The following is a 22,678-nucleotide window of genomic DNA, read 5'->3' as shown; positions in this document are numbered from 1 at the left end:
AACAAGAGAGGAAGTGTGATGAAGTTAGCCATTGTCACGGCATGCCCGAACGGCAAGATCAGCAGTGTGCTTAGCGCCCGCTTGCTCGACGCTGCGGCGCAGCGCCAGGGGTGGAATGCCGTGGTCGAAGTGCATGACCCACGCCAGCCGGAAAAGCAGCTCTCGGCAGAAGAGATCGCAAGCGCCGACTGGGTGCTGGTGGTCAATACCGGGCCGCTGGATCTTTCGCGCTTTTCGGGCAAGCGCCTGTACCAGGCCACGCCTTCCCGCGCGTTGCAGGATATAGACGGTTTCATGCGTTCGGCCTGCGAGCTGGCGAAGCCATACGCTGCCGTCGAAGAGCGTCAGCCGGCACCTGCCACGACGACGGTTACGGTGCCCCGACTGGTGGCTGTGACAGCCTGTCCAACGGGCGTTGCCCACACCTTCATGGCGGCCGAGGCGATTCAGCAGGCGGCGAAAAAGCTTGGCTATGAGTTGCACGTGGAGACCCAGGGTTCGGTCGGCGCGCGTAACCCGCTCGGTGCCCAGGCGATTGCCGATGCCGATGTGGTGTTGCTGGCCGCCGACATCGAGGTGGCTACCGAGCGTTTCGCCGGCAAGCGCATCTATCGCTGTGGCACCGGAGTCGCGCTCAAGCAGGCAGAGGCGACGCTGACCAAGGCGCTGGCCGAAGCCGAGGTCGAGTCCGCGGCGACCACCTCATCGGCATCTGTGAAAAAAGAAAAGACCGGCGTCTATAAACACCTGCTCACCGGCGTCTCGTTCATGCTGCCCATGGTAGTGGCAGGCGGTTTGTTGATCGCGATGTCGTTCGTGTTCGGGATTCATGCAGCAGATGAGCAGGGCACCCTGGCCGCAGCGTTGAAGCAGATCGGCGCCGGTGCAGCGTTTCAGCTGATGGTGCCGCTGTTGGCTGGATACATCGCGTATTCCATCGCCGATCGCCCAGGGCTTGCGCCGGGCATGATTGGCGGGATGCTGGCGACCACGCTGGGGGCGGGTTTCATTGGCGGGATCATCGCCGGGTTCCTGGCCGGCTACAGCGCCTGGCTGGTCAATCGCTATGCGCGACTGCCAGCCAGTGTCGAGGCCCTCAAACCGATCCTTATCATTCCGCTTCTGGCGAGCCTGTTCACCGGTCTGGTGATGATCTATGTGGTTGGCAAACCCGTGGCGGACATGCTCGAAGGCCTGACCCATTTCCTCGACACCATGGGGACCGCCAACGCGGTGTTGCTGGGGGTGCTGCTTGGGGCGATGATGTGCGTCGATCTTGGCGGACCGATCAACAAGGCTTCCTACGCATTCTCGGTGGGATTGCTGGCCTCCAGCAGCGGCGCACCCATGGCTGCGACCATGGCCGCAGGCATGGTACCGCCGATCGGAATGGGCATCGCCGCACTGATCGCCCGCCGCAAGTTCGCCCAAAGCGAGCGCGAAGCAGGGAAGGCGGCCCTGGTACTGGGGCTGTGCTTTATCTCCGAAGGCGCGATCCCGTTCGCGGCGAAAGACCCGCTGCGGGTGATCCCGGCCAGCGTCGTCGGTGGCGCATTGACCGGGGCGCTGTCGATGTACTTCGGCTGCAAACTCATGGCGCCTCATGGCGGACTGTTCGTGTTATTGATCCCCAACGCCATCAACCACGCGCTGTTGTATCTGCTGGCAATCGTGGTCGGCAGCGTGATAACGGGCGTGTTGTACGCGCTGTTGAAGCGGCCCGAGGTGATTGAACTGGACGCGGTGCCCGCGGGAGCCTGATGTCCGGCTTCTGCCCAAAGGGCGTGGCAGCCCGCAGAGCTGGCGAATGGGGTCGGCTGACTCGGCAGGGCTGTCACACCGCGTGTTCCGGCTTTGCTACCGCTTCGCGCCAGATCGCCGGCAAGCCGGACTCCCACGGCCTGCGGCCAGAAGCATCTGCGTGAGTCGGTTGTCACATTCCCCCAACAATCCATTGTTAGTTTTCCTTCTTTGGCATTCGCTTGAGAGGGATAAAAATGACTCAGTTCGACCTGACACGCCGCCGCATCATCCAGGCCGCTGGCGCCGGATTACTGCTACCGGGCCTGGCGCCTGCGGTTATCGCGTCGGTCATGGATCGACCGAAAATGATCGACGGTGTGCAGTCCGGCGACCTGCTCGGTGATCGCGCCATGGTCTGGAGCCGCAGCGATCGGCCTACACGCATGGTCGTGGAGTGGGACACCCGCAGCATGTTCACCCAACCGCGCCGCGCCGTTTCGCTGCTGGCCGATCAGCGTACTGACTATACGGCACGCGTCGAGCTGACCGGACTGCCCACCGATCAGGCGGTTTTCTACCGGGTGTTTTTCGAAGACGCGCAAACCGGAGTTGCCAGTGAGCCGTGGTTTGGCCATTTGCGCAGCGTGCCGCAGACCCGCCGAGACATCCGCTTCGTGTGGAGTGGCGACACGGTAGGGCAGGGCTTCGGTATCAACCCGGACATCGGCGGGATGCGTATCTACGAAGCCATGCGCCTGCGCCTGCCGGACTTCTTCATCCACAGCGGCGATACCATTTACGCCGACGGCCCGGTGCCTGCCGAAGTGGTCACCGAAGGCGGGCGCATCTGGCGCAACATCACCACCGAAGAAAAGAGCAAGGTCGCTGAAACCCTCGACGAATACCGCGGCGCCTATCGCTACAACCTGATGGACGAAAACCTGCGCCGCTTCAATGCCGAAGTCCCGCAGATCTGGCAGTGGGACGACCATGAAGTGAGCAATAACTGGTCGCCGAGCAAACAGCTGGACGAGCGCTACACGGTCAAGGACATTCAACTGCTGGCCGCGCGTGGGCGTCAGGCGTTTCTGGAGTACGCGCCGATGCGCCTGCAGAGCGCCGACAACGGTGGTCGGGTGTACCGCAAGCTCAGCTACGGGCCGCTGCTGGATGTATTCGTGCTCGACATGCGCAGCTATCGCGACGGTAACGATGCCAACCTGGCAGACACACCGGGGCCGACCACGGCGTTCCTCGGGCGTGTCCAGCTGGACTGGCTCAAGCGTGAATTGCAGGCATCGAATGCTCAGTGGAAAGTCATCGCCGCGGACATGCCGATCGGACTGGGCGTGCCTGATGGCGAAGTCCGCCCCGGCGTGATGCGTTGGGAGGCTATCGCCAACGCCGATGACGGCGTGCCAAAAGGTCGTGAGCTGGAAGTTGCCGAATTGCTCGGCTTTTTGCGTCAGCAAAAGGTCCGCGACACGGTGTGGCTCACCGCCGATGTGCATTATTGCGCGGCCCATCACTATCACCCGGATCAGGCGGTGTTTCAGGATTTCGATCCGTTCTGGGAATTCGTTGCCGGGCCTTTGAATGCGGGTAGCTTCGGACCCAACACACTGGACAAGACGTTCGGCCCGGAACTGGTGTTTCAGAAAGCCCCACCTGCGCAGAACACGTCGCCGTTTGCCGGGTTCCAGTTTTTCGGCGAGGTGAACATCGACGGGCAAAGCGGAGAAATGACCGTGACCCTGAGGGATCTGGACGGGGTGTCGGTATTCGAGAAGAAGCTGGCACCCTCGGATCACACCGCGTGATCCCGTAGCAGCGTGCTTGCCCGCGAATGCGTTTGGTCACCCAACAGAACCATCGCTGACCCGCCGCGATCGCCGGCAAGCGCGCTTCTGCAAGGGTAATAATCGGGCAGTTGTACGATAACTCTGCATTTGCCGATAACACTTGCCCCGTCGCTGGCCTATCATTAGCCACCTAACGACGGCTCAGGGTTTGGCGTGCATGCTGGCAATTTTTTGGGAAACGCTGAACATCACCGCACCGGTATTCGCCATGCTGTTTCTGGGCGTGGTGCTCAAGCGGGTGGGCTGGATCAACGATAGCTTCATTCACACCGCCTCCTCGCTGGTGTTCAACTGCACCATGCCTGCGCTGCTGTTCCTGGGGATCATCCACGCCGACCTGCATGCGGCGCTGCAGCCGGCTGTATTGATCTATTTCATCATCGCAACGCTGGTGGGCTTCGCCCTGGTCTGGGGCTGGGCGATCTATCGTGTGCCTTTCATCGAGCGCGGCATCTACGTACAGGGCGCGTTTCGCGGTAATAACGGTGTCATCGGCCTGGCGCTGGCGGCGAGCATGTATGGCGACTACGGCATTTCCCTTGGAGCGATCCTCGCCGCACTGGTGATCCTGTTCTACAACACCCTCTCCACGGTGGTGCTGGCGGTCTACAGCCCGGTGATCAAGTCAGACCCGTGGAGCATCTGCAAAAGCGTGCTGGCCAACCCGCTGATCATCAGCATCGTGGCGGCGACCCCGTTTGCGTACTTCGGTATCGGCCTGCCGAAATGGCTGGACACGTCCGGCAGCTACCTGGCGCAAATGACCCTGCCGCTGGCACTGATGTGCATCGGCGGCACGCTGTCGTTGAAGTCGCTGCGTGAGAGCGGTGGGCTGGCGATCAGCGCGAGCATGATGAAGATGGTCTGGCTGCCGCTTCTCTGTACCCTCGGCGCGTGGTTATTGGGTTTCCGTCACGCCGAACTTGGCATTTTGTTTCTGTACTTTGGCGCGCCGACGGCATCGGCCAGCTTCGTCATGGCTCGCGCTGCAGAAGGCAACCACGCGCTGGCGGCATCCATCATCGTCATGACCACTTTGGCGGCCGCAGTGACCACCAATATCGGGATCTTCATTTTGCAGTGGGGCGGTTGGATTTAAGTCCACCCGCCGGACGAGACGCCTTTGCCCGCGGCGAACGGCCAGAATCAAAGGCGATCCCTGCAGCCCTTGGCGGCCTTGCCGGCGACCTGGCGTGCAGCGGCGGCAACATCGGACTTGCGGTGACATGCACACCGAACACCGCGCCCCTCGCTTCTGCCCGCAGGGCGTAGGAGCGTTGCTTGCTCGCGATCTGGCGTGCAGTGGCGCCAACATCGGACTTGCGGTGACATGCACACCGAACACCACGCCCCTCGCTTCTGCCCGCAGGGCGCAGGAGCGTTGCTTGCCGGCGACCTGGCGTGCAGCGGCGGCAACATCGGACTTGCGGTGACATGCGCATCGAACACCACGCCCATCGCTTCTGCCCGCAGGGCGTAGGAGCGTTGCTTGCTCGCGATCTGGCGCGCAGCGGCAGCAAACCATCCGACTTCGTTTATTCAGATGTACCGAGGTTGCAGGACTTATTGCCGGAGACCGGCTGCAATCGCTGACATTGTGGTAGGGCTGACGCAGCGGGGTGTATGAGTTGACTGCTGCCTCTCAGCACGCCGCTCAAACGCAGGGCTCTCACGCCCTCCGGGCAAAATCGAAAGCAACTCGCTCAGTGCTGCCGCCGCCATGCTCTGAACGTGCTGATCAAAACCCCCACTGCCAGCACTGGCAACGCGTAATGAATCATCAACCGCTCCAGCCGCCCCGCCAATGGCATGCCGGTGGTGAACGAGACGATGTGCAGCCCATATACCGCATAAAGCCCCAGCAACAGCAGTCCTTCCAGCCGGGTAATCCGATACCCCGAGTAAAACAGCGGCAGGCACAGCACAGCGACACCCAGCATCACCGGCAGGTCGAAGTCTTGCGCGTTGGGCGAAATAGACAGCGGTCCGGAGGCGATCAGCGAAGTGATTCCGAGCACACCGAGCAAGTTGAACAGGTTGCTGCCGATGATGTTGCCGACGGCGATATCCCGTTCCCCGCGAAGCGCGGCAATCAGCGAAGTCGTCAAGGCGGGGAGGGAGGTGGCGCAGGCGATCACGGTCAAGCCGATCACGCGTTCCGACAATCCCAGGTCCTGCGCGACCATCACCGCAGCCCCGACGAGTAGGTGGCTCCCCAGGATCAACAGCGCCAGCCCACAGCCCATCAACGCCAGGCGCCCAAGGATGGGCCTCGCCCTGCGCCGTAGGTTGGGCTCAGGCGTGCTGAAATGCCGCGCGCCATGGGCAAACTGCCGCACCACGACGGCCAGGTAGCAGGCCATGGCAATCAGCAAAATTACTCCGTCCACCACACTCAGCACGCCGTTCCAGGCCAGCCCGGTGACCAGCGCCGTGGCGCCGATCATGAGTGGCAGGTCAACCCGTACCAGTTGCCGGGCCACGCGCAAGGGGATGATCAGCGCCGACAGGCCGAGGGTCACCAGAATATTGAAGATGTTGCTGCCGATCACGCTGCCGACGGCAATGTCGGTGCTGTCGGTCAATGCGGCCTGCAAGCCGACGGCCATCTGCGGCGCGCTACTGCCCAGGGCGACGACGGTCAGGCCGAGGAACAACGGGCGGGTTTTCAGCAGGACGGCCAGCACCACGGCAGCACGCACCGAGAGTTCGGCACCGATGATCATCAGCAGCAGGCCACCGGTCAGCTCGATTAGCGTGGGCAGTGGCAGGGTCGATAGGGCGAGAATTCAGGGCACCTTTCAGTCAAGAGCTTGAACGCGCACTTGGGCGGTTCCACTACGCAGCATACCCAATTGCTCGGCGGCTGCACGGGATACGTCGATCAATCGTCCGCGCGTATGCGGGCCTCGATCGTTGATGCGGACAACCACCTTGCGGTCATTGTCCAGGTTGGTGACTTGCACGCGGGTGCCGAATGGCAACTGGCGATGGGCGGCAGTCAGGGCGTTCTGGTCCAGGCGGTCACCGCTGGCGGTGCGTTTGCCTTGATGACGCGAGCCGTAATACGACGCGGTGCCGGTGGCATTGTAGCCGTGAGGATCAATGATGCCGTCACTGGCGCAACCGGCCAGCAAAGAGAGCAGCGCAAAAGCGCCTAGGAGCCGCCGCATGGGTCAAAGTCCTGTAGGAAAGTTCGCATAGCCCTGTAAGAGCGCGGCGTGTCCCGTATCGGTTGCGAAGCGGCAGCAAAATCGGCATATGCACGACGTACAGACGTAGCGCGTTTACCGATCTTGCGACTGCGATGCAGCCGATCGCGGGACAAGCCACGCTCCTACAGTTCAGTCCAAGGCGACCTGCCTCATCCTTCCAGCTTGCGCTTGAGCAACTCGTTGACCTGCTGCGGGTTGGCCTTGCCTCTGGACGCTTTCATGGCTTGCCCGACGAAGAAACCGAACATTTTGCCACGCTTGGCTTCATCAGCCGCGCGGTACTGTTCGACCTGCTCGGCATTGGCTTTCAGCATGTCATCGAGAATCGACTCGATGGCGCCGCTGTCGGTCACTTGCTTCAGGCCGCGCTGCTCGATAATTTCATCAGCGCTGCCTTCACCGTTGGCCATCGCCTCGAACACCATCTTGGCAATCTTGCCGGAGATGGTGTTATCGGTGATGCGCAGCAGCATGCCGCCCAGTTGCTCGGCGCTGACTGGCGATTCGTCGATTTCCACGCCTTGCTTGTTCAACAGCGAACCCAGTTCGACCATGACCCAGTTGGCGGCAAGCTTCGCGTCACCGCCGATGCTTACTACCTTCTCAAAGTAATCCGCCTGTTCGCGGCTGGAGGCCAGCACGCTGGCATCGTAAAGCGACAGACCAAATTGCGACTGAAAGCGCTCGCGCTTCTGCGGCGGCAATTCCGGCAGGGTGGCGCGGGTCTGCTCCAGGAACGAATCCTCGATGATCACCGGCAGCAGGTCAGGGTCGGGGAAGTAACGGTAGTCGTTGGCTTCTTCCTTGCTGCGCATGGCGCGGGTTTCGTTGGTGTTCGGGTCGTACAGGCGGGTTTGCTGGATGACCTTGCCGCCGTCTTCGATCAGGTCGATCTGGCGCTGGATCTCGCTGTTGATCGCCTTCTCGATGAAACGGAATGAGTTGACGTTCTTGATCTCGCAGCGGGTGCCGAACTCGACCTGGCCTTTTGGCCGAATCGACACGTTGCAGTCGCAGCGCAGCGAGCCTTCGGCCATGTTGCCGTCGCAGATGCCCAGGTAACGCACCAGCGCGTGCATGGCCTTGACGTAGGCAACCGCTTCCTTCGCCGAACTCATCTCCGGTTCGGAAACGATTTCCAGCAGCGGCGTGCCAGCGCGGTTCAGGTCGATCCCGGTCATGCCGCTGTAGTCTTCGTGCAGGCTCTTGCCGGCGTCTTCCTCAAGGTGCGCGCGAGTCACGCCAATACGCTTGATGGTGCCGTCTTCCAGCGTGATGTCCAGGTGGCCTTTGCCAACGATCGGCAATTCCATCTGGCTGATCTGATAGCCCTTCGGCAGATCCGGGTAGAAGTAGTTCTTGCGGGCGAACACGTTGTGCTGGCCGATTTCGGCGTCGATGGCCAAGCCGAACTTGACCGCCATCTGCACGGCTTCCTTGTTCAGCACTGGCAGCGTGCCGGGCATGCCCAGGTCGATGAGGCTGGCCTGAGTGTTGGGCGCGGAGCCGAACGTGGTGGCGCTACCGGAGAAAATCTTCGATTGGGTGGTGAGCTGGGTGTGAATCTCCAGCCCGATGACGACTTCCCATTGCATATGTTTTCTCCTTAGAAGCCGGCCGGCGAGCGGGTGTGCCAGTCGGTTACCAACTGATATTGGTGAGCGACATTAAGCAGGCGGCCTTCCTCGAAGTACGGCGCGAGCAACTGCACGCCCACCGGCAAGCCGTCGGCGAAGCCGGCTGGCATCGACAGGCCCGGCAGGCCTGCGAGGTTGGCGGTGATGGTGTAGAAGTCTTCGAGGTATTCGGCGATCGGATCGGCATTCTTGGCGCCGATCTTCCAGGCCGGGTTCGGCGTGGTCGGGCCGAGGATCACGTCGACGTCCTTGAACGCGTTCATAAAGTCGTTCTTGATCAGGCGACGAATCTTCTGCGCCTGCACGTAATAAGCGTCGTAGTAACCGGCAGACAGGGCATAGGCACCGACCATGATCCGGCGCTGCACCTCAGGACCAAAGCCTTCGCCACGGGAGCGCTTGTATAGGTCGGTCAGGTCTTTGGGGTCTTCGCAGCGATAGCCGAAGCGCACGCCGTCGAAACGCGACAGGTTGGAAGAGGCCTCTGCGGGAGCAATCACATAGTAGGCAGGGATCGCGTGTTGCAGATTCGGCAGGCTGACTTCCTTGACCACCGCACCGAGCTTTTTAAGTTCTTCGACGCTGGCCATGACCAGATCGGCGATGCGTGGGTCCAGGCCCGCGCCGAAGTACTCCTTCGGCACGCCGATGCGCAAACCTTGCAGCGAATCGTTGAGGCTGGCGCTGTAGTCCGGCACCGGTTCGTCGATGCTGGTGGAGTCGTTGGCGTCGAAGCCGGCCATGCCTTGCAGCAGCAGCGCGCAGTCTTCGGCAGTGCGTGCCATCGGCCCGGCCTGATCCAGGCTCGACGCGTAGGCAATCATGCCCCAGCGTGAAACCCGGCCATAAGTCGGCTTCAAACCGGTGAGGTTGGTCAGCGCAGCAGGCTGGCGAATCGAACCGCCGGTGTCGGTGCCGGTCGCGGCAGGCAGCAGGCGCGCAGCGACAGCCGCAGCCGAACCGCCGGATGAGCCGCCCGGAACGTGCTCCAGGTGCCACGGATTTTTTACCGCACCATAGTGGCTGGACTCGTTGGCCGAACCCATGGCGAATTCGTCCATGTTGGTCTTGCCCAGCGTCACTGTGCCTGCAGCAGCCAGTTTGGCGACGACGGTGGCGTCATACGGCGCCTTGAAATTGTCGAGCATCTTCGAGCCGCAGCTGGTGCGGATGCCTTGGGTGCAGAACAGGTCTTTATGCGCCAGCGGGGTGCCCAGCAGTGCGCCGTTCTCGCCTGCCGCACGGCGGGCGTCGGCAGCCTGGGCCTGGGTAATAGCCAGGTCCTCGGTCACGGAAATGAAGCTGTTGACCTGTGGGTCCAGCTGCGCGATGCGCGCCAGCAGGGTGCCGGTCAGTTCTTCGGAAGAAAACTTTTTTTCGGCGAGTCCGCGAGCGATCTCGGCCAGAGTCATTTGATGCATTGCAGGCTCATTCCCTTAGTCGATGACTTTCGGAACCAGATAAAGGCCGTCTTCGACCGCTGGTGCGATGGCTTGATAGGATTCGCGGTGATTGGCCTCGCTGACCACGTCTTCACGCAGGCGTTGCGAGGCTTCAAGCGGGTGCGCCAGAGGTTCGATGCCGGTGGTGTCGACCGCCTGCATTTGGTCGACCAGCCCGAGAATGCTGTTCAGTGCTTCAGTAGTACGCGGGATATCGGCGTCATTGAGGCCCAGTCGGGCCAGATGAGCGATTTTTTCCACGTCGGAGCGATCAAGCGCCATGGGGTTCTCCAGTGGAATGCATACGGAATGCGCCGTACGTCAGATTGCGGAACACTACGCGATTTAAACGGTCATAACGCCGCGATCGTCGAGGGTAGCGCTCGGAAAACCGCCAATTTAGCATATTGGCTCCTTGCCCAAAATCCCTGTCGTTGTTAGAGTTTGCCGCACTTTTTTACCCACGCGTTCCCTAGGGTCCCTTTCCCATGTTCAAGAAACTGCGTGGCATGTTTTCCAGTGATCTTTCCATCGACCTGGGCACTGCCAACACCCTTATTTACGTGCGTGAGCGCGGTATTGTCCTGAACGAGCCATCGGTTGTGGCCATCCGGACCCACGGAAATCAGAAGAGCGTTGTTGCTGTCGGGATGGAAGCCAAGCGTATGCTGGGCCGTACCCCGGGCAACATCGCGGCCATTCGCCCGATGAAAGACGGCGTAATCGCCGACTTCAGCGTGTGCGAAAAGATGCTGCAGTATTTCATCAACAAGGTTCACGAAAACAGTTTCTTGCAGCCAAGCCCGCGCGTGCTGATCTGCGTACCGTGCAAATCCACTCAGGTTGAGCGTCGCGCCATTCGCGAATCGGCGCTGGGTGCAGGCGCACGTGAAGTATTCCTGATCGAAGAACCAATGGCTGCTGCCATCGGCGCCGGCCTGCCGGTAGAAGAAGCCCGCGGCTCGATGGTCGTCGACATTGGTGGCGGTACCACCGAAATCGCTCTGATCTCGCTCAATGGCGTCGTCTATGCCGAGTCCGTTCGCGTCGGTGGCGACCGCTTCGACGAAGCGATCATCACCTATGTCCGTCGTAACTACGGCAGCCTGATCGGCGAGTCCACCGCAGAGCGCATCAAGCAGGAAATCGGCACGGCCTACCCGGGCGGCGAAGTGCGTGAAGTCGACGTACGCGGTCGTAACCTGGCCGAAGGCGTGCCACGGGCCTTCACCCTGAACTCCAACGAAGTGCTGGAGGCGTTGCAGGAATCTTTGGCAACCATCGTCCAGGCGGTCAAGAGCGCGCTGGAGCAATCGCCTCCGGAGCTGGCCTCGGACATCGCCGAGCGCGGTCTGGTGCTGACCGGTGGCGGCGCGCTGCTGCGTGATCTGGACAAACTGCTGGCCCAGGAAACCGGCCTGCCGGTGATCGTCGCCGAAGACCCGCTGACTTGCGTTGCGCGTGGCGGTGGTCGTGCGCTGGAAATGATGGACAAGCACACCATGGACCTGCTCTCCAGCGAATAAGTCGCCGGATTGCTACTGTGTTGAGCTGAACGGGCGGCACTTTGCGGTGCTGCCTGCTCGTGTTTGATCTGCTGATGTCCTGCTGCTGTACTGAAAGCTCGATGCTGCAAGTCTGGCACTCCTTATTTCCATCAATCCGCACCAGGCCGGTTTCATGTCGCATGAATAAGCACAGCCAAACACAAGCCTTCCTGGAAGGAGCGGCCCATTAAACCGCTTTTCTCAAAGGGCCCGTCGCTGGGCGTTCGTCTGCTGGTGCTGGTCGTCCTTTCCGTGGCCGTCATGGTAGTGGACGCGCGCTTCACGCTGCTCAAGCCTGTACGCAGCCAGATGTCACTGGTGCTGATGCAGTCCTACTGGATCGCCGATCTGCCCGAGCGCTTGTATCAGGGCGTTGCCAGTCAGTTCGGCAGTCGCACCGAGCTTGCCGCCGAGAACGAAAAACTCAAGACCGAGAACCTGCTGCTCCAGGGCCGCCTGCAAAAACTGGCGGCATTGACCGAGCAAAACGTACGGCTGCGCGAGTTGCTGAACTCGTCCGCGCTGGTCAACGAGAAGGTCGAAGTGGCCGAATTGATCGGCATGGACCCCAACCCCTTCACCCATCGCATCATCATCAACAAGGGTGAGCGCGACGGGGTAGTACTGGGTCAGCCGGTGCTCGATGCGCGCGGTTTGATGGGGCAGGTCGTCGAGTTGATGCCCTACACCTCCCGCGTGCTGCTGCTCACCGACACCACCCATAGCATCCCTGTGCAGGTGAATCGCAACGGCCTGCGGGCGATCGCCAGCGGCACCGGCAATCCGGAGCGTCTGGAGTTGCGCCACGTGGCTGATACCGCAGACATCAAAGAAGGCGACCTGCTGGTGAGTTCCGGCTTGGGGCAGCGTTTCCCGGCGGGTTATCCAGTGGCGACGGTCAAGGAAGTGATTCACGATTCCGGCCAACCCTTTGCCATTGTGCGAGCGGTGCCGACTGCCGCGCTGAACCGAAGCCGTTATCTGTTGCTGGTCTTTTCTGATGGCCGCTCGCCCGAGGAGCGCGCTGCTGACGCCGCGCAGCAGCAAGAGTCGCTGGACCGTCAGGCCGCCGACCCTTCCGCAGTACCGTCGGCGACGGTGCCCGGCGCAACCCCTGCGGCGACCCCCAACAAACCGGTCGTCCCTGCCACCGTGCCCAAACCTGGCACGACCGGTCACGGCACCTCATCCGCTCCGGCGGCTGCCCCTGCGCCTGCCGCAACACCGGCCGCGCCGCCTGCCAAGCCTGCCGTGAGCAAGCCCGCCGCCAGGCCGCAGGCAAAGCCCGCGGCGACTAAACCGGTGGCTGCTCCAGCGGCCCCGCGTGAGAGGGAGGAATAATGGTTCGTCATGCTCCTGCACGAAATGGCTGGGTGGTCTGGCTGACCTTTGCCATCGGCCTGCTGCTCAGCGTTTCTCCGCTGCCGCAGTTCATGGAAATCTTCCGTCCGCTGTGGCTCGCGCTGCTACTTGCATTCTGGGCGCTGACACTGCCGCACAAGATCGGCATGGTCACTGCGTGGATGTTGGGCTTGGCCGAAGATGTGCTCTATGGCACGTTGCTGGGACAGAATGCATTGATCCTGACGCTGATTACCTTTCTGGTGCTGTCGCTGCAACAGCGTTTGCGCATGTTCCCGATGTGGCAGCAATGTCTGGTGATTCTGGTGATCTTTGGTCTCGCGCAACTGGTCCAGTTGTGGCTCAGTGCCTTGACCGGCAACCGTCAGCCGACCCTGGCGCTGGTACTGCCGGCCTTGGTCAGCGCGCTGCTCTGGCCGTGGGTCAGTTACGGGCTGCGCGGATTGCGGTCGCGTTTGAGGATAAATTGAGCCACTGGATTTCGGCCCGCTGGCGCACAGCGAAACCTGTAGCAGTCCGGTTTGCCGGCGGTGGCGATGTCCAGGTTGCCACTGCCAGCAAGCCGTGCGGCCACAGGGCAAGGCATCCACAACTTTCAGGTTCGCCTAAGCTTGTGATTACTGACACGGAGACGTCCCATGCCCCAACTTCTTCTCGCCTCCGGCTCTGCGCGCCGTCGTGAATTGCTGACCCAGATCGGCGTGCCGTTCACTGCCTTGAGCGCGGATATCGACGAAACCCCGCTCAAGAACGAAACCCCGACCGCGTATGTCGAGCGTCTGGCCCGTGGCAAGGCCGATGCCGGTCTGCTCCAGTTGGCAAACGATCCTGCCTACCCCACCGCCTGCGTGCTGGGCGCCGATACCGCCGTGGTGCTGGATGGCCGCATTCTCGGCAAACCTGCCGACGAAGCCGAAGCCCTGGCCATGCTTGCCGCCTTGTCCGATCGCGAACATGAGGTGCTGACCGCCATCGCCGTCATTGACGAGCGCCATTGCGAAACCCGTGTGGTCAGCAGTCGCGTGCGGTTTCGTGCGATCTCTCCGGCGCAAGCCCGCGCCTACTGGGCCAGTGGCGAGCCCCAGGACAAGGCAGGCAGTTACGGCATTCAGGGGCTGGGCGCGGTGTTCGTGGAAAACCTTACTGGCAGTTATTCCGCCGTGGTCGGCTTGCCGTTGTGCGAAACCGCAGAAATCTTGCAGCGTTTCGGCATACCCTGTTGGCAATGCCTGGAAGGTGACAAGCCATGAGTGAAGAGATTCTGATCAACATCACGCCGATGGAGTCGCGCGTGGCCGTCGTCGAGAACGGGGTTTTGCAGGAAGTGCACGTCGAACGGACCCAGCGTCGCGGGATCGTCGGCAATATCTACAAAGGCAAAGTTGTGCGCGTGCTGCCTGGGATGCAGGCGGCATTCATCGACATCGGCCTGGATCGCGCGGCCTTTATCCACGCCTCGGAAATCTCAATGCGCGAGGGGCCTGCGGTTGAGACCATCAGCTCGCTCGTGCATGAAGGTCAGAGCCTGGTGGTGCAGGTCACCAAAGACCCTATCGGCAGCAAAGGCGCACGCCTGACCACGCAGCTGTCCATCCCGTCGCGCTATCTGGTGTACATGCCACGCACCGCGCATGTCGGGATCTCCTTGAAAATCGAGGATGAAACCGAGCGCGAGCGGCTCAAGCAGGTGGTCAGCGACTGCGTCGCCAAGGAAGGGATCAAGGAGAAGGGCGGTTTTATCCTGCGCACGGCGGCCGAGGGCGCCGGTGCTGACGAGATCATGATGGACATCCGCTACCTGCGTCGCCTGTGGGATCAGATCGGCGAGCAGATCAAAACCATCAACCCGGCCAGCGTCATCTATGAAGACCTGGGCCTGGCCCTGCGTACCCTGCGCGATCTGGTCACCCCGCGTATCGAAAAGATCCGGATCGATTCCCGGGAGACGTTCCAGAAAACCACCCAGTTCGTCGCCGAGCTGATGCCGGAAATTGCCGACCGCCTGGAGCACTACCCTGGCGAACGGCCGATTTTCGATCTCTATGGCGTCGAAGACGAAATCCAGAAGGCTCTGGAGCGCAAAGTGCCGCTCAAGTCCGGCGGCTATCTGGTGATCGACCCGGCTGAAGCGATGACCACCATCGACGTCAACACCGGCGCGTTCGTCGGCCATCGCAATCTCGAAGAGACCATCTTCAAGACCAACCTGGAAGCGGCGACTGCCATTGCCCGCCAGCTGCGCCTGCGCAACCTGGGCGGGATCATCATCATCGACTTCATTGACATGGAAGACGGCGAGCACCAACGCCAGGTCTTGCGTACGCTGGAAAAGCAACTGGAGCGCGATCACGCCAAGACCAACATCATCGGCATCACCGAGCTGGGTCTGGTGCAGATGACCCGCAAGCGCACCCGTGAAAGCCTCGAACAGGTCTTGTGCGAGCCGTGCAGCTGTTGCCAGGGGCGCGGCAAGCTAAAGACGCCGGAAACCATCTGCTACGAGATATTTCGCGAGATTCTGCGCGAGGCGCGCGCCTATCAGGCGATCGGCTATCGGGTGCTGGCCAACCAGAAAGTGGTCGACCGGCTGCTGGATGAAGAGTCCGGCAACGTGGCCGAGCTTGAGGTGTTCATCGGTCGTACCATTCGCTTTCAGGTCGAAACCATGTATTCGCAGGAACAATATGACGTCGTGCTGCTCTGATTTTGCTCAAAACGTTGCCTGAAAGCACCGCGCCGTGCTTCGTGCGTTATCGAACCGATAGAAAAGAGCCCGAGGGGCCAACGGCAGCGATGCCCTCCAAAGAGAATGATGCGTGGCAATTGAGCTTTTCCGGGACCTTCCCCTGACTGCACGAATGAATCGGATGCTGTCTGCAGGCTCATTGCCTGGAGGCTGGGCGACATGGAGCGTGTAATGCGAATCCTCGGCCCGTTGACACGCTGGGGTCTGAGTCTGTGTGCGCTGGCGTTGGTGTTGATCGCGCTGTACGTCAGCGTTGGGCGTCAGTTGGCACCAATGGTCGCCGAGTACCGCGCCGACATCGAAAGCAAGGCACAGGCCGCCGTCGGCATGCCGGTCAGCATCGGTCGCCTTGAAGGCAGTTGGAGCGGTTTTGCACCGATCTTCGTGGCGCGCGACGTGATGGTCGGCCAGGGCTCGACGTCCGTGCGCCTTGATCAGGTTCGCGCGGTGCCCGACCTCTGGGCCAGTCTCAAAGCGCGTCAAGTGCGCATCGCCCGGCTCGAACTCGATGGGCTGCAAGTGGGACTCAAGGAAGACAAGGATGGCCATTGGGCGCTGCAGGGCATGCCAGTGCGTGAAGACCAGTCGTTTGACCCCGAACAGATTCTGACCCGGATGCAAATGGTCTCGACGCTGTCATTGTTCGACAGCCAGATCACCTTTGAGCCCTATGAACAAGCGCCACTGACCCTGACTTACGCCAGCATGACGCTCAAGACCGGGCGTTTTCATCAGCGTCTGGATGCGCGAGTGACGCTACCCGATGGCCAACCGCTGTCGCTGAACGTGCGTTCTCGAATACGCGCAGAGGCCTGGCGCGATGCCGAGGCTGAGGCGTATCTGAGCCTGCCGCAGAGCGAATGGTCCAAGTGGTTGCCAAAGAGCGTGACCCGCGACTGGAAAATCAACAGCCTCAAGGCCGGCGGGGAATTCTGGTTGACCTGGGGCAAGGGCAATCTGCAATCGGCAGCGGCCCGGGTCAACGCGCCGCAATTCAAAGGTGCGTACGCCGATCGCAAGGCCGCGAAAATCGACAATCTAGCGCTAAACGCCTGGTTTCAGCGGGATGCCTCGGGGTTCACCTTGTCGCTGGATTCTCTGGCGATGGACATCGCCAGCAAGCGTTGGGAAACCCGCCTTCAACTCAAGCAAACGGCGGCTATCAGCAATAGCGAAGAGTTATGGCACGCACAGGCCGATCGACTGGATCTGACGCCGGTTACGCCATTGCTGGATTCGCTGGCGCCACTGCCCGACAAGCTGATGGTGGTGCTCGATCACCTGAAAGTCACGGGTGGCATGCGCAATGTTCTGGTCGATTACCGCCCGCAAGCCGAGGGCGCCAAGCGCCTGAGCTTCGCGGCCAACCTGGACAAGGTGGGATTTCACGCTTATCACGGTGCGCCTGCCGCTGGAAACGTCAGCGGAGCGATCAGTGGCGATCTGGGCCAAGGCGAACTGCGTCTGAACACCGACGACTTCATGCTGCATCTTGACCCGATCTTCAAGAACGCCTGGAATTATCACCATGCCGATGCACGTCTGACCTGGGCCCTGGATGATCAGGGTTTCACCCTCATCGCCCCTTACATCAAGGTGGTTGGTGATGAGGGCAAGATTGCCAGCGACTTTCTGATCCGCCTGCACTTCGATCAGAGCCAGGAGGACTACATGGACCTGCGCGTCGGACTGGTCGATGCCGACGGTCGCTACACCTCCAAGTACCTGCCCTCAGTCCTCAGCCCGGCGCTGGACGAGTGGCTGCGCACCGCGATTCTCAGTGGTCATGTCGATCAGAGCTTTTTCCAGTATCAGGGCTCGCTTAATCACGATGCGCCGGATGTAGCGCGGGTGATCAGCCTGTTCTTCAAAGTGCGCGATGCTAATCTCGCGTTCCAGCCGGACTGGCCGCAGCTGACCGGTGTGGACGGCAATGTGTTCGTGGAAAACAGCGGCGTGCGCATCCGTGCTAGCAAAGGCCAGTTGCTGGGCACCCAAGTGCATGACGTCGCCGTGGATGTGCCTCATGTCGCCACCGGGCAGGCCAGTCATCTATTGGTAGACGGTGACTTCGACGGCAGCCTGAAGGACGGCATGAAGATTCTGCAGGAGGCGCCCATCGGTACCGCGCAGACGTTTGCTGGGTGGCAGGCCGAGGGGCCGCTGCAGGGGCATATCAACCTGGACATTCCACTGGTCAAGGGCCAGGAGCCGAAGGTCGTAGTGGATTTCAACACCGACGGCGCGCGTTTGAAGCTGGCTGACCCGGTGCTCGACCTGACTCAGCTCAAAGGTAATTTCCGCTTTGACTACGATAAGGGCCTGAGCGGCAAGAACATCAAGGCCACGGCCTTCGACAAACCGGTCTCTGCCGAAATATTTGCCGAAGGCAGACCGGGTGCGCCGGTGACACGTATCAACGCCAGCAGCCAGATCGCCACCAAGCGCCTGACCGACTGGTTGAATGTCACCCAGCCGCTGCCAGTGTCTGGTGACCTGCCTTATCAACTGCAATTGACCCTCAATGGCGCAGACAGCCCGTTGCAGATCAATTCCAGCCTCAAAGGCGTAGCGGTCGATCTGCCCGCGCCTTTCGGCAAAACCGCCGGTGAGACCCGTGACACCGATTTGCGCATGAATTTGCAAGGCCCCGAGCGGCGCATCACGGTCGGCTACGGCAATCTGGCAAATCTTGCCTTCGCGGCACCCGCTAACAAGATGGGCGACGGGCGCGGCGAATTGTTCCTGGGCCAGGGTGGGGCGATCGTTCCTGACGGCAAGGGGCTGCGCGTGCGCGGTTCGCTCGCCGCTCTGGACATCGCGCCGTGGCAGGCGATGGTCGAGCGTTATGCGGGTAATGATCCGGGCGGCAGTGCCAAGCAACTGGTCAACAGCGTCGATCTGCAAATCGGCAAACTGACTGCGATGGGCACGACGCTGGATCAAGCCAATGTCCAGCTCAAGCGCAGCGATGCCGGTTGGGGCCTGTCGCTGGACAGCACCAAGCTCAAGGGCACGGCGACGTTGCCGGATAACAAAACCACACCGGCTGACGTCAATCTGCTGTATGTGCGTTTGCCCGCAGCGGACCCCAAACCCGTTGTCGTGGAGAATGCCCCTGATCCTCTGGCCGACGTTGACCCGCGCAATATTCCGGCGCTGAACGTCAAAATCACTCAGCTGTTTCAGGGCGACCAGTTGATCGGTGCCTGGTCGCTCAAGGTCCGACCGACCGCTAAAGGTATTCAGCTCAATGACATGGACCTTGGCCTCAAGGGCATCTCGCTGATCGGCAGCGGCGGCTGGGAAGGCGCCCCGGGTTCGACTGGCAGCTGGTTCAAGGGCCAAGTGGCGGGCAAGAATCTGGGGGACGTGTTGAAGGCCTGGGGTTTCGCCCCCACCGTGACCAGTCGCGAGTTCGAGATGAACGCCGATGGCCGCTGGCCGGGTTCGCCTGCTTGGGTGGGACTGAAGCGTTATTCCGGCAGTCTCGATGCGACGCTGAAGAACGGTCAGTTCGTTGAAGTGGAAGGCGGCGCCCAGGCCCTTAGGGTGTTCGGGTTGCTTAATTTCAACTCCATTGGCCGCCGCTTGCGCCTGGACTTTTCGGACTTGCTGGACAAGGGCCTGAGCTATGACCGGGTCAAAGGACTGCTCGTTGCCAGCAACGGGGTCTACGTCACCCGCGATCCGATCACGATGACCGGCCCGTCGAGCAATCTGGAGCTTAACGGTACGCTGGATATGGTTCGCGACCGCGTCGACGCCAAGTTGCTGGTGACGCTGCCGGTGACCAACAACCTGCCGATCGCCGCGCTGATCGTCGGCGCACCGGCGATTGGTGGCGCGCTGTTCCTGGTCGACAAGCTGCTGGGTGATCGCGTGGCGCGTTTTGCCAGCGTGCAATACAAGGTCGAGGGCCCGTGGAAAGAACCCAAGATCACCTTTGACAAGCCGTTCGAGAAACCGCAGTAGTTGGGGCTGGCCGGTGAAGCGCGGTCATGCATTGACGTGGCTTCGGCCCGGAGGGCGTGAAAGCTGCCGGAGTGATGCTCCACTTTGGCTACGATTTGGTGCGCGGCGGCAACAACCCTGGAGCGGTCGGTATTTCTGAAGCCACCCCGACGTCGGGTTTGCTGACGGTTCGCGGCGGATCGTCAGCAAGCTTTACTCCTGCGGTTGTCGGCCAGCAGCAGGTGTGGTCTGTTGCGCACAGTGCAGTTCTATCGATCAAGGAGCACGTATGTCCTTCGCTGTGATTCAGATGGTCAGCCAGAGTGACGTGCAGGGCAATCTGGCCCAGGCTCGTGGGCTGCTGGAACAGGTTGCAGCGTCGGGTGCTGCGCTTGCGGTATTGCCGGAAAATTTCGCCGCCATGGGCCGTCGCGACATCGCGGCCATCGGCCGAGCCGAAGCTTTGGGCGAAGGACCGATCCTGCCGTGGTTGAAACTCGCTGCCCGCGACCTCAAGTTATGGATAGTCGCCGGGACGTTGCCGCTGCCGCCCCAAGACCGGCCAGAGGGTAAAGTCACGGCGTGTTCGCTGTTGGTCGACGATAAGGGCGAACAGGTGGCGCGTTATGACAAACTGCACCTGTTCGACGTAGACGTGGCCGATGCGCGTGGGCGTTATCGTGAGTCCGATGACTATGCTCATGGCAGCAATGTGGTGGTCGCCGACACGCCGGTGGGCAAACTGGGTCTGAGCGTGTGTTACGACCTGCGTTTTCCCGAGTTGTACACCGCCCTGCGTGAAGCCGGGGCCGAGTTGATTACCGCGCCTTCGGCGTTTACCGCTGTCACCGGCGCGGCGCACTGGGAGATTCTGCTCCGGGCGCGGGCCATTGAAACCCAGTGCTACCTGCTGGCGGCCGCGCAGGGTGGGGTTCACCCCGGACCCAGAGAAACATTTGGACACGCGGCGATCATAGATCCATGGGGCCGTGTGTTGGCCGAGCAGGCGCAGGGTGAAGCCGTGCTGCTGGCCGAACGAGACAGTGAAGAACAAGCGTCCATACGGGCGCGAATGCCGGTATCGAATCACCGGCGATTTTTTTTGCAGGACGCCTTGCGGCCTGCCAATACCCCGGAGTGAATATGAGCGACTTGTCCTCTGTCAGCGAACCCCTTCTGGCGCCAGGCGGCCTGAGCATCGACAGCCTGCAATCGGTGCTCGGTGAGCTTGCCGGCCCCGGGATCGACGCCGCTGACCTGTATTTCCAGGGCCAGATTTCCGAGTCCTGGGCGCTGGAAGACGGCATCGTCAAGGAAGGCAGTTTCAATCTCGACCAGGGCGTGGGTGTCCGTGCGCAGTCCGGTGAGAAAACCGGGTTTGCCTACAGCAACGCGATCACCCCCGACGCACTGAGCCAGGCAGCACGCGCTGCCCGTTCGATTTCCCGCGCCGGGCAGAATGGACGCGTGCAGGCCTTTACTACTCAAGATGTCACCCAACTGTATGCGCCGGATAATCCGCTGGAAGTCATGACTCGTGCCGAAAAGGTCGAGTTGCTCAAGCGTGTCGACGCCGCCACCCGCGCGCTGGACCCTCGCATTCAGCAGGTTACCGTGAGCATGGCCGGTGTATGGGAGCGCATTCTTGTCGCCTCCACCGATGGCGGGTTGGCTGCCGACGTTCGCCCACTGGTGCGCTTCAACGTCAGCGTGATCGTTGAGCAGAACGGTCGTCGCGAGCGCGGGGGGCACGGCGGTGGCGGGCGTACCGATTACCGTTATTTCCTTGGCGAAGACCGCGCCATGGGCTATGCCCGAGAGGCATTGCGTCAGGCGCTGGTCAATCTTGAGGCGATTCCCGCGCCAGCTGGCACGCTGCCGGTGGTGCTGGGGTCGGGCTGGTCCGGCGTGCTGCTGCATGAGGCCGTCGGGCATGGCCTGGAAGGCGACTTCAACCGCAAGGGCAGTTCGGCATACAGCGGCCGCATGGGTGAGATGGTCGCTTCCAAACTCTGCACCATTGTGGATGACGGCACCCTGGCCGGTCGCCGCGGTTCGCTGAGCGTGGACGACGAAGGCACCCGGACCGAATGCACCACCCTGATCGAGAACGGCGTTCTCAAGGGCTACATGCAGGACAAGCTCAACGCGCGGCTGATGGGCGTTGCCCGCACTGGCAACGGTCGCCGCGAGTCATACGCTCATCTGCCCATGCCGCGGATGACCAACACCTACATGCTCGGCGGCCAGAGCGATCCTGCGGAAATCATCGCCTCGGTGAAGAAGGGCATCTACTGCGCCAACCTGGGTGGCGGTCAGGTCGATATCACCAGCGGCAAGTTCGTCTTTTCCACCAGCGAAGCCTATTTGATCGAGGACGGCAAAATCACCACGCCGGTCAAAGGCGCGACGCTGATTGGCAATGGTCCTGAATGCATGAGCCGGGTGTCGATGGTCGGTAACGACCTGTCGCTGGACAGCGGCGTGGGCACTTGCGGCAAGGACGGGCAGTCAGTGCCGGTGGGGGTGGGCCAGCCGACCTTGAAGATCGATGCGATCACCGTCGGTGGCACAGGCGCTTGATCGGGTAGTGATGGGCTGGCGCCGGGTGAACGTCACCCGGCGCAGCAGCTTTAACGCAGTCCGCGCTTGGTTTCGTCCAGTTCGCGGATGTATTTGAAGATTTTTCGGGTCGCGGTTGGGGCCTTGTTCTGCCTGGCCTCATGCTGGGCGTGACGGATCAGCGAGCGCAGGTGCTGACGGTCGGCTTCCGGGTATTCGACGACGAACTGTTCAAGCACCTCGTCAGTACCGGTTACCAGACGATCGCGCCAGCGCTCCAGATTGTGAAAGCGCTCGTTGTACTGGCGCGTGGAGGCGTCGAGCTGATCGAGCAGGACCAGGATCTCGTCCAGGTTTTGATCGCGCATCAGCCGGCCGATGAACGAGATGTGGCGTTTGCGCGCGATGTGCGCGGTGTGCTTTGGAGCATCGGCCAGTGCCCGACGCAATTCGTCGGTCAGCGGCAGCTTGGCCAGCACATCGGGCTTGAATGTCGTCAAGCGTTCGCCCAGATCCACCAGAGCGTGCAGCTCTTTTTTGATCTGGGTTTTGCTTTTCTCTCCGTCGAAGGAGTCGTCGTAAGAATCAACCATGGGGGCAGTCCGCAA

At 61.5% G+C, this 22,678-nt stretch carries 18 protein-coding genes; 12 read left to right on the top strand and 6 right to left on the bottom strand.

Annotation, left to right across the window (positions count from 1 at the left end):
- Positions 1-18 precede the first annotated feature (18 nt).
- From B3I26_RS26490 to B3I26_RS26480, 3 genes are all read left to right on the top strand, one after another.
- Positions 19-1,761 (top strand): PTS fructose-like transporter subunit IIB, encoded by a 1,743-nt coding sequence (locus B3I26_RS26490; protein WP_296262273.1) that lies wholly within the window; start codon positions 19-21, stop codon positions 1,759-1,761.
- Between the two features lie 236 nt (positions 1,762-1,997).
- Entirely contained in the window at positions 1,998-3,563 is a 1,566-nt protein-coding gene (locus B3I26_RS26485) for an alkaline phosphatase D family protein (protein WP_296262271.1), read from the top strand.
- A gap of 199 nt (positions 3,564-3,762) precedes the next feature.
- Complete coding sequence (locus B3I26_RS26480; RefSeq protein ID WP_296262270.1) at positions 3,763-4,704, top strand: AEC family transporter; 942 nt, start codon at positions 3,763-3,765, stop codon at positions 4,702-4,704.
- 604 nt (positions 4,705-5,308) lie between these two features.
- On the opposite strand, the gene B3I26_RS26475 is transcribed toward B3I26_RS26480, so the two are convergent.
- The 5 genes from B3I26_RS26475 to gatC all read right to left on the bottom strand — a co-directional run bounded on the left by B3I26_RS26475 (position 5,309) and on the right by gatC (position 10,181).
- Complete coding sequence (locus B3I26_RS26475; RefSeq protein ID WP_409522038.1) at positions 5,309-6,331, bottom strand: calcium/sodium antiporter; 1,023 nt, start codon at positions 6,329-6,331, stop codon at positions 5,309-5,311.
- Between the two features lie 75 nt (positions 6,332-6,406).
- Positions 6,407-6,778 carry a septal ring lytic transglycosylase RlpA family protein gene (locus B3I26_RS26470; protein ID WP_296262268.1) on the bottom strand — a complete coding sequence of 124 codons (372 nt, stop codon included), beginning with the start codon at positions 6,776-6,778 and terminating at the stop codon, positions 6,407-6,409.
- Positions 6,779-6,969: 191 nt separating this feature from the next.
- Positions 6,970-8,415, bottom strand: coding sequence for an Asp-tRNA(Asn)/Glu-tRNA(Gln) amidotransferase subunit GatB (gene gatB, locus B3I26_RS26465; protein ID WP_296262265.1), 1,446 nt, complete (start codon positions 8,413-8,415; stop codon positions 6,970-6,972).
- Between the two features lie 11 nt (positions 8,416-8,426).
- Positions 8,427-9,878 (bottom strand): Asp-tRNA(Asn)/Glu-tRNA(Gln) amidotransferase subunit GatA, encoded by a 1,452-nt coding sequence (gene gatA / locus B3I26_RS26460; protein ID WP_296262263.1) that lies wholly within the window; start codon positions 9,876-9,878, stop codon positions 8,427-8,429.
- Between the two features lie 15 nt (positions 9,879-9,893).
- Positions 9,894-10,181, bottom strand: a complete 288-nt coding sequence (gene gatC, locus B3I26_RS26455) for an Asp-tRNA(Asn)/Glu-tRNA(Gln) amidotransferase subunit GatC (RefSeq protein WP_296262262.1) — start codon at positions 10,179-10,181, stop codon at positions 9,894-9,896.
- Positions 10,182-10,387: 206 nt separating this feature from the next.
- Between gatC and mreB the strand changes: the two genes are divergently transcribed.
- From mreB to tldD, 9 genes are all read left to right on the top strand, one after another.
- Positions 10,388-11,425: a rod shape-determining protein MreB gene (mreB, locus tag B3I26_RS26450; protein ID WP_020292894.1), complete on the top strand. Its 1,038-nt coding sequence runs from the start codon at positions 10,388-10,390 to the stop codon at positions 11,423-11,425.
- A gap of 237 nt (positions 11,426-11,662) precedes the next feature.
- Positions 11,663-12,787, top strand: coding sequence for a rod shape-determining protein MreC (gene mreC, locus B3I26_RS26445; protein ID WP_409522041.1), 1,125 nt, complete (start codon positions 11,663-11,665; stop codon positions 12,785-12,787).
- The gene (gene mreD / locus B3I26_RS26440) at positions 12,787-13,278 is read left to right on the top strand and encodes a rod shape-determining protein MreD (RefSeq protein WP_296262261.1); all 492 of its coding nucleotides are present in this window, start codon (positions 12,787-12,789) and stop codon (positions 13,276-13,278) included. Before mreC ends, mreD begins: the two co-directional genes overlap by 1 nt.
- A 168-nt stretch (positions 13,279-13,446) precedes the next feature.
- The gene (locus tag B3I26_RS26435; RefSeq protein ID WP_296262260.1) at positions 13,447-14,058 is read left to right on the top strand and encodes a Maf family protein; all 612 of its coding nucleotides are present in this window, start codon (positions 13,447-13,449) and stop codon (positions 14,056-14,058) included.
- The gene (gene rng, locus B3I26_RS26430; protein WP_296262258.1) at positions 14,055-15,512 is read left to right on the top strand and encodes a ribonuclease G; all 1,458 of its coding nucleotides are present in this window, start codon (positions 14,055-14,057) and stop codon (positions 15,510-15,512) included. Before B3I26_RS26435 ends, rng begins: the two co-directional genes overlap by 4 nt.
- 201 nt (positions 15,513-15,713) lie before the next feature.
- On the top strand, positions 15,714-19,529 hold the full coding sequence (locus B3I26_RS26425) for a YhdP family protein (RefSeq protein WP_296262257.1): 3,816 nt from the start codon (positions 15,714-15,716) through the stop codon (positions 19,527-19,529).
- 56 nt (positions 19,530-19,585) lie between these two features.
- On the top strand, positions 19,586-19,813 hold the full coding sequence (locus B3I26_RS26420; RefSeq protein ID WP_296262255.1) for a hypothetical protein: 228 nt from the start codon (positions 19,586-19,588) through the stop codon (positions 19,811-19,813).
- Positions 19,798-20,649, top strand: coding sequence for a carbon-nitrogen hydrolase family protein (locus B3I26_RS26415; RefSeq protein WP_296262253.1), 852 nt, complete (start codon positions 19,798-19,800; stop codon positions 20,647-20,649). Before B3I26_RS26420 ends, B3I26_RS26415 begins: the two co-directional genes overlap by 16 nt.
- A 2-nt stretch (positions 20,650-20,651) precedes the next feature.
- A complete protein-coding gene (gene tldD, locus B3I26_RS26410; RefSeq protein WP_296262252.1) occupies positions 20,652-22,091 on the top strand; it encodes a metalloprotease TldD in 1,440 nt (479 codons plus the stop codon).
- Positions 22,092-22,141: 50 nt separating this feature from the next.
- On the opposite strand, the gene yjgA is transcribed toward tldD, so the two are convergent.
- Complete coding sequence (yjgA, locus tag B3I26_RS26405; RefSeq protein WP_296262250.1) at positions 22,142-22,663, bottom strand: ribosome biogenesis factor YjgA; 522 nt, start codon at positions 22,661-22,663, stop codon at positions 22,142-22,144.
- Positions 22,664-22,678: the final 15 nt, after the last annotated feature.

It is taken from the genome of Pseudomonas sp. UBA5706 (assembly GCF_002419965.1).
Taxonomy (GTDB): Bacteria; Pseudomonadota; Gammaproteobacteria; order Pseudomonadales; family Pseudomonadaceae; genus Aquipseudomonas.
The sequence above is the reverse complement of the archived record's forward strand: the minus strand, read 5'-3'. Positions and strand labels throughout refer to the sequence as shown.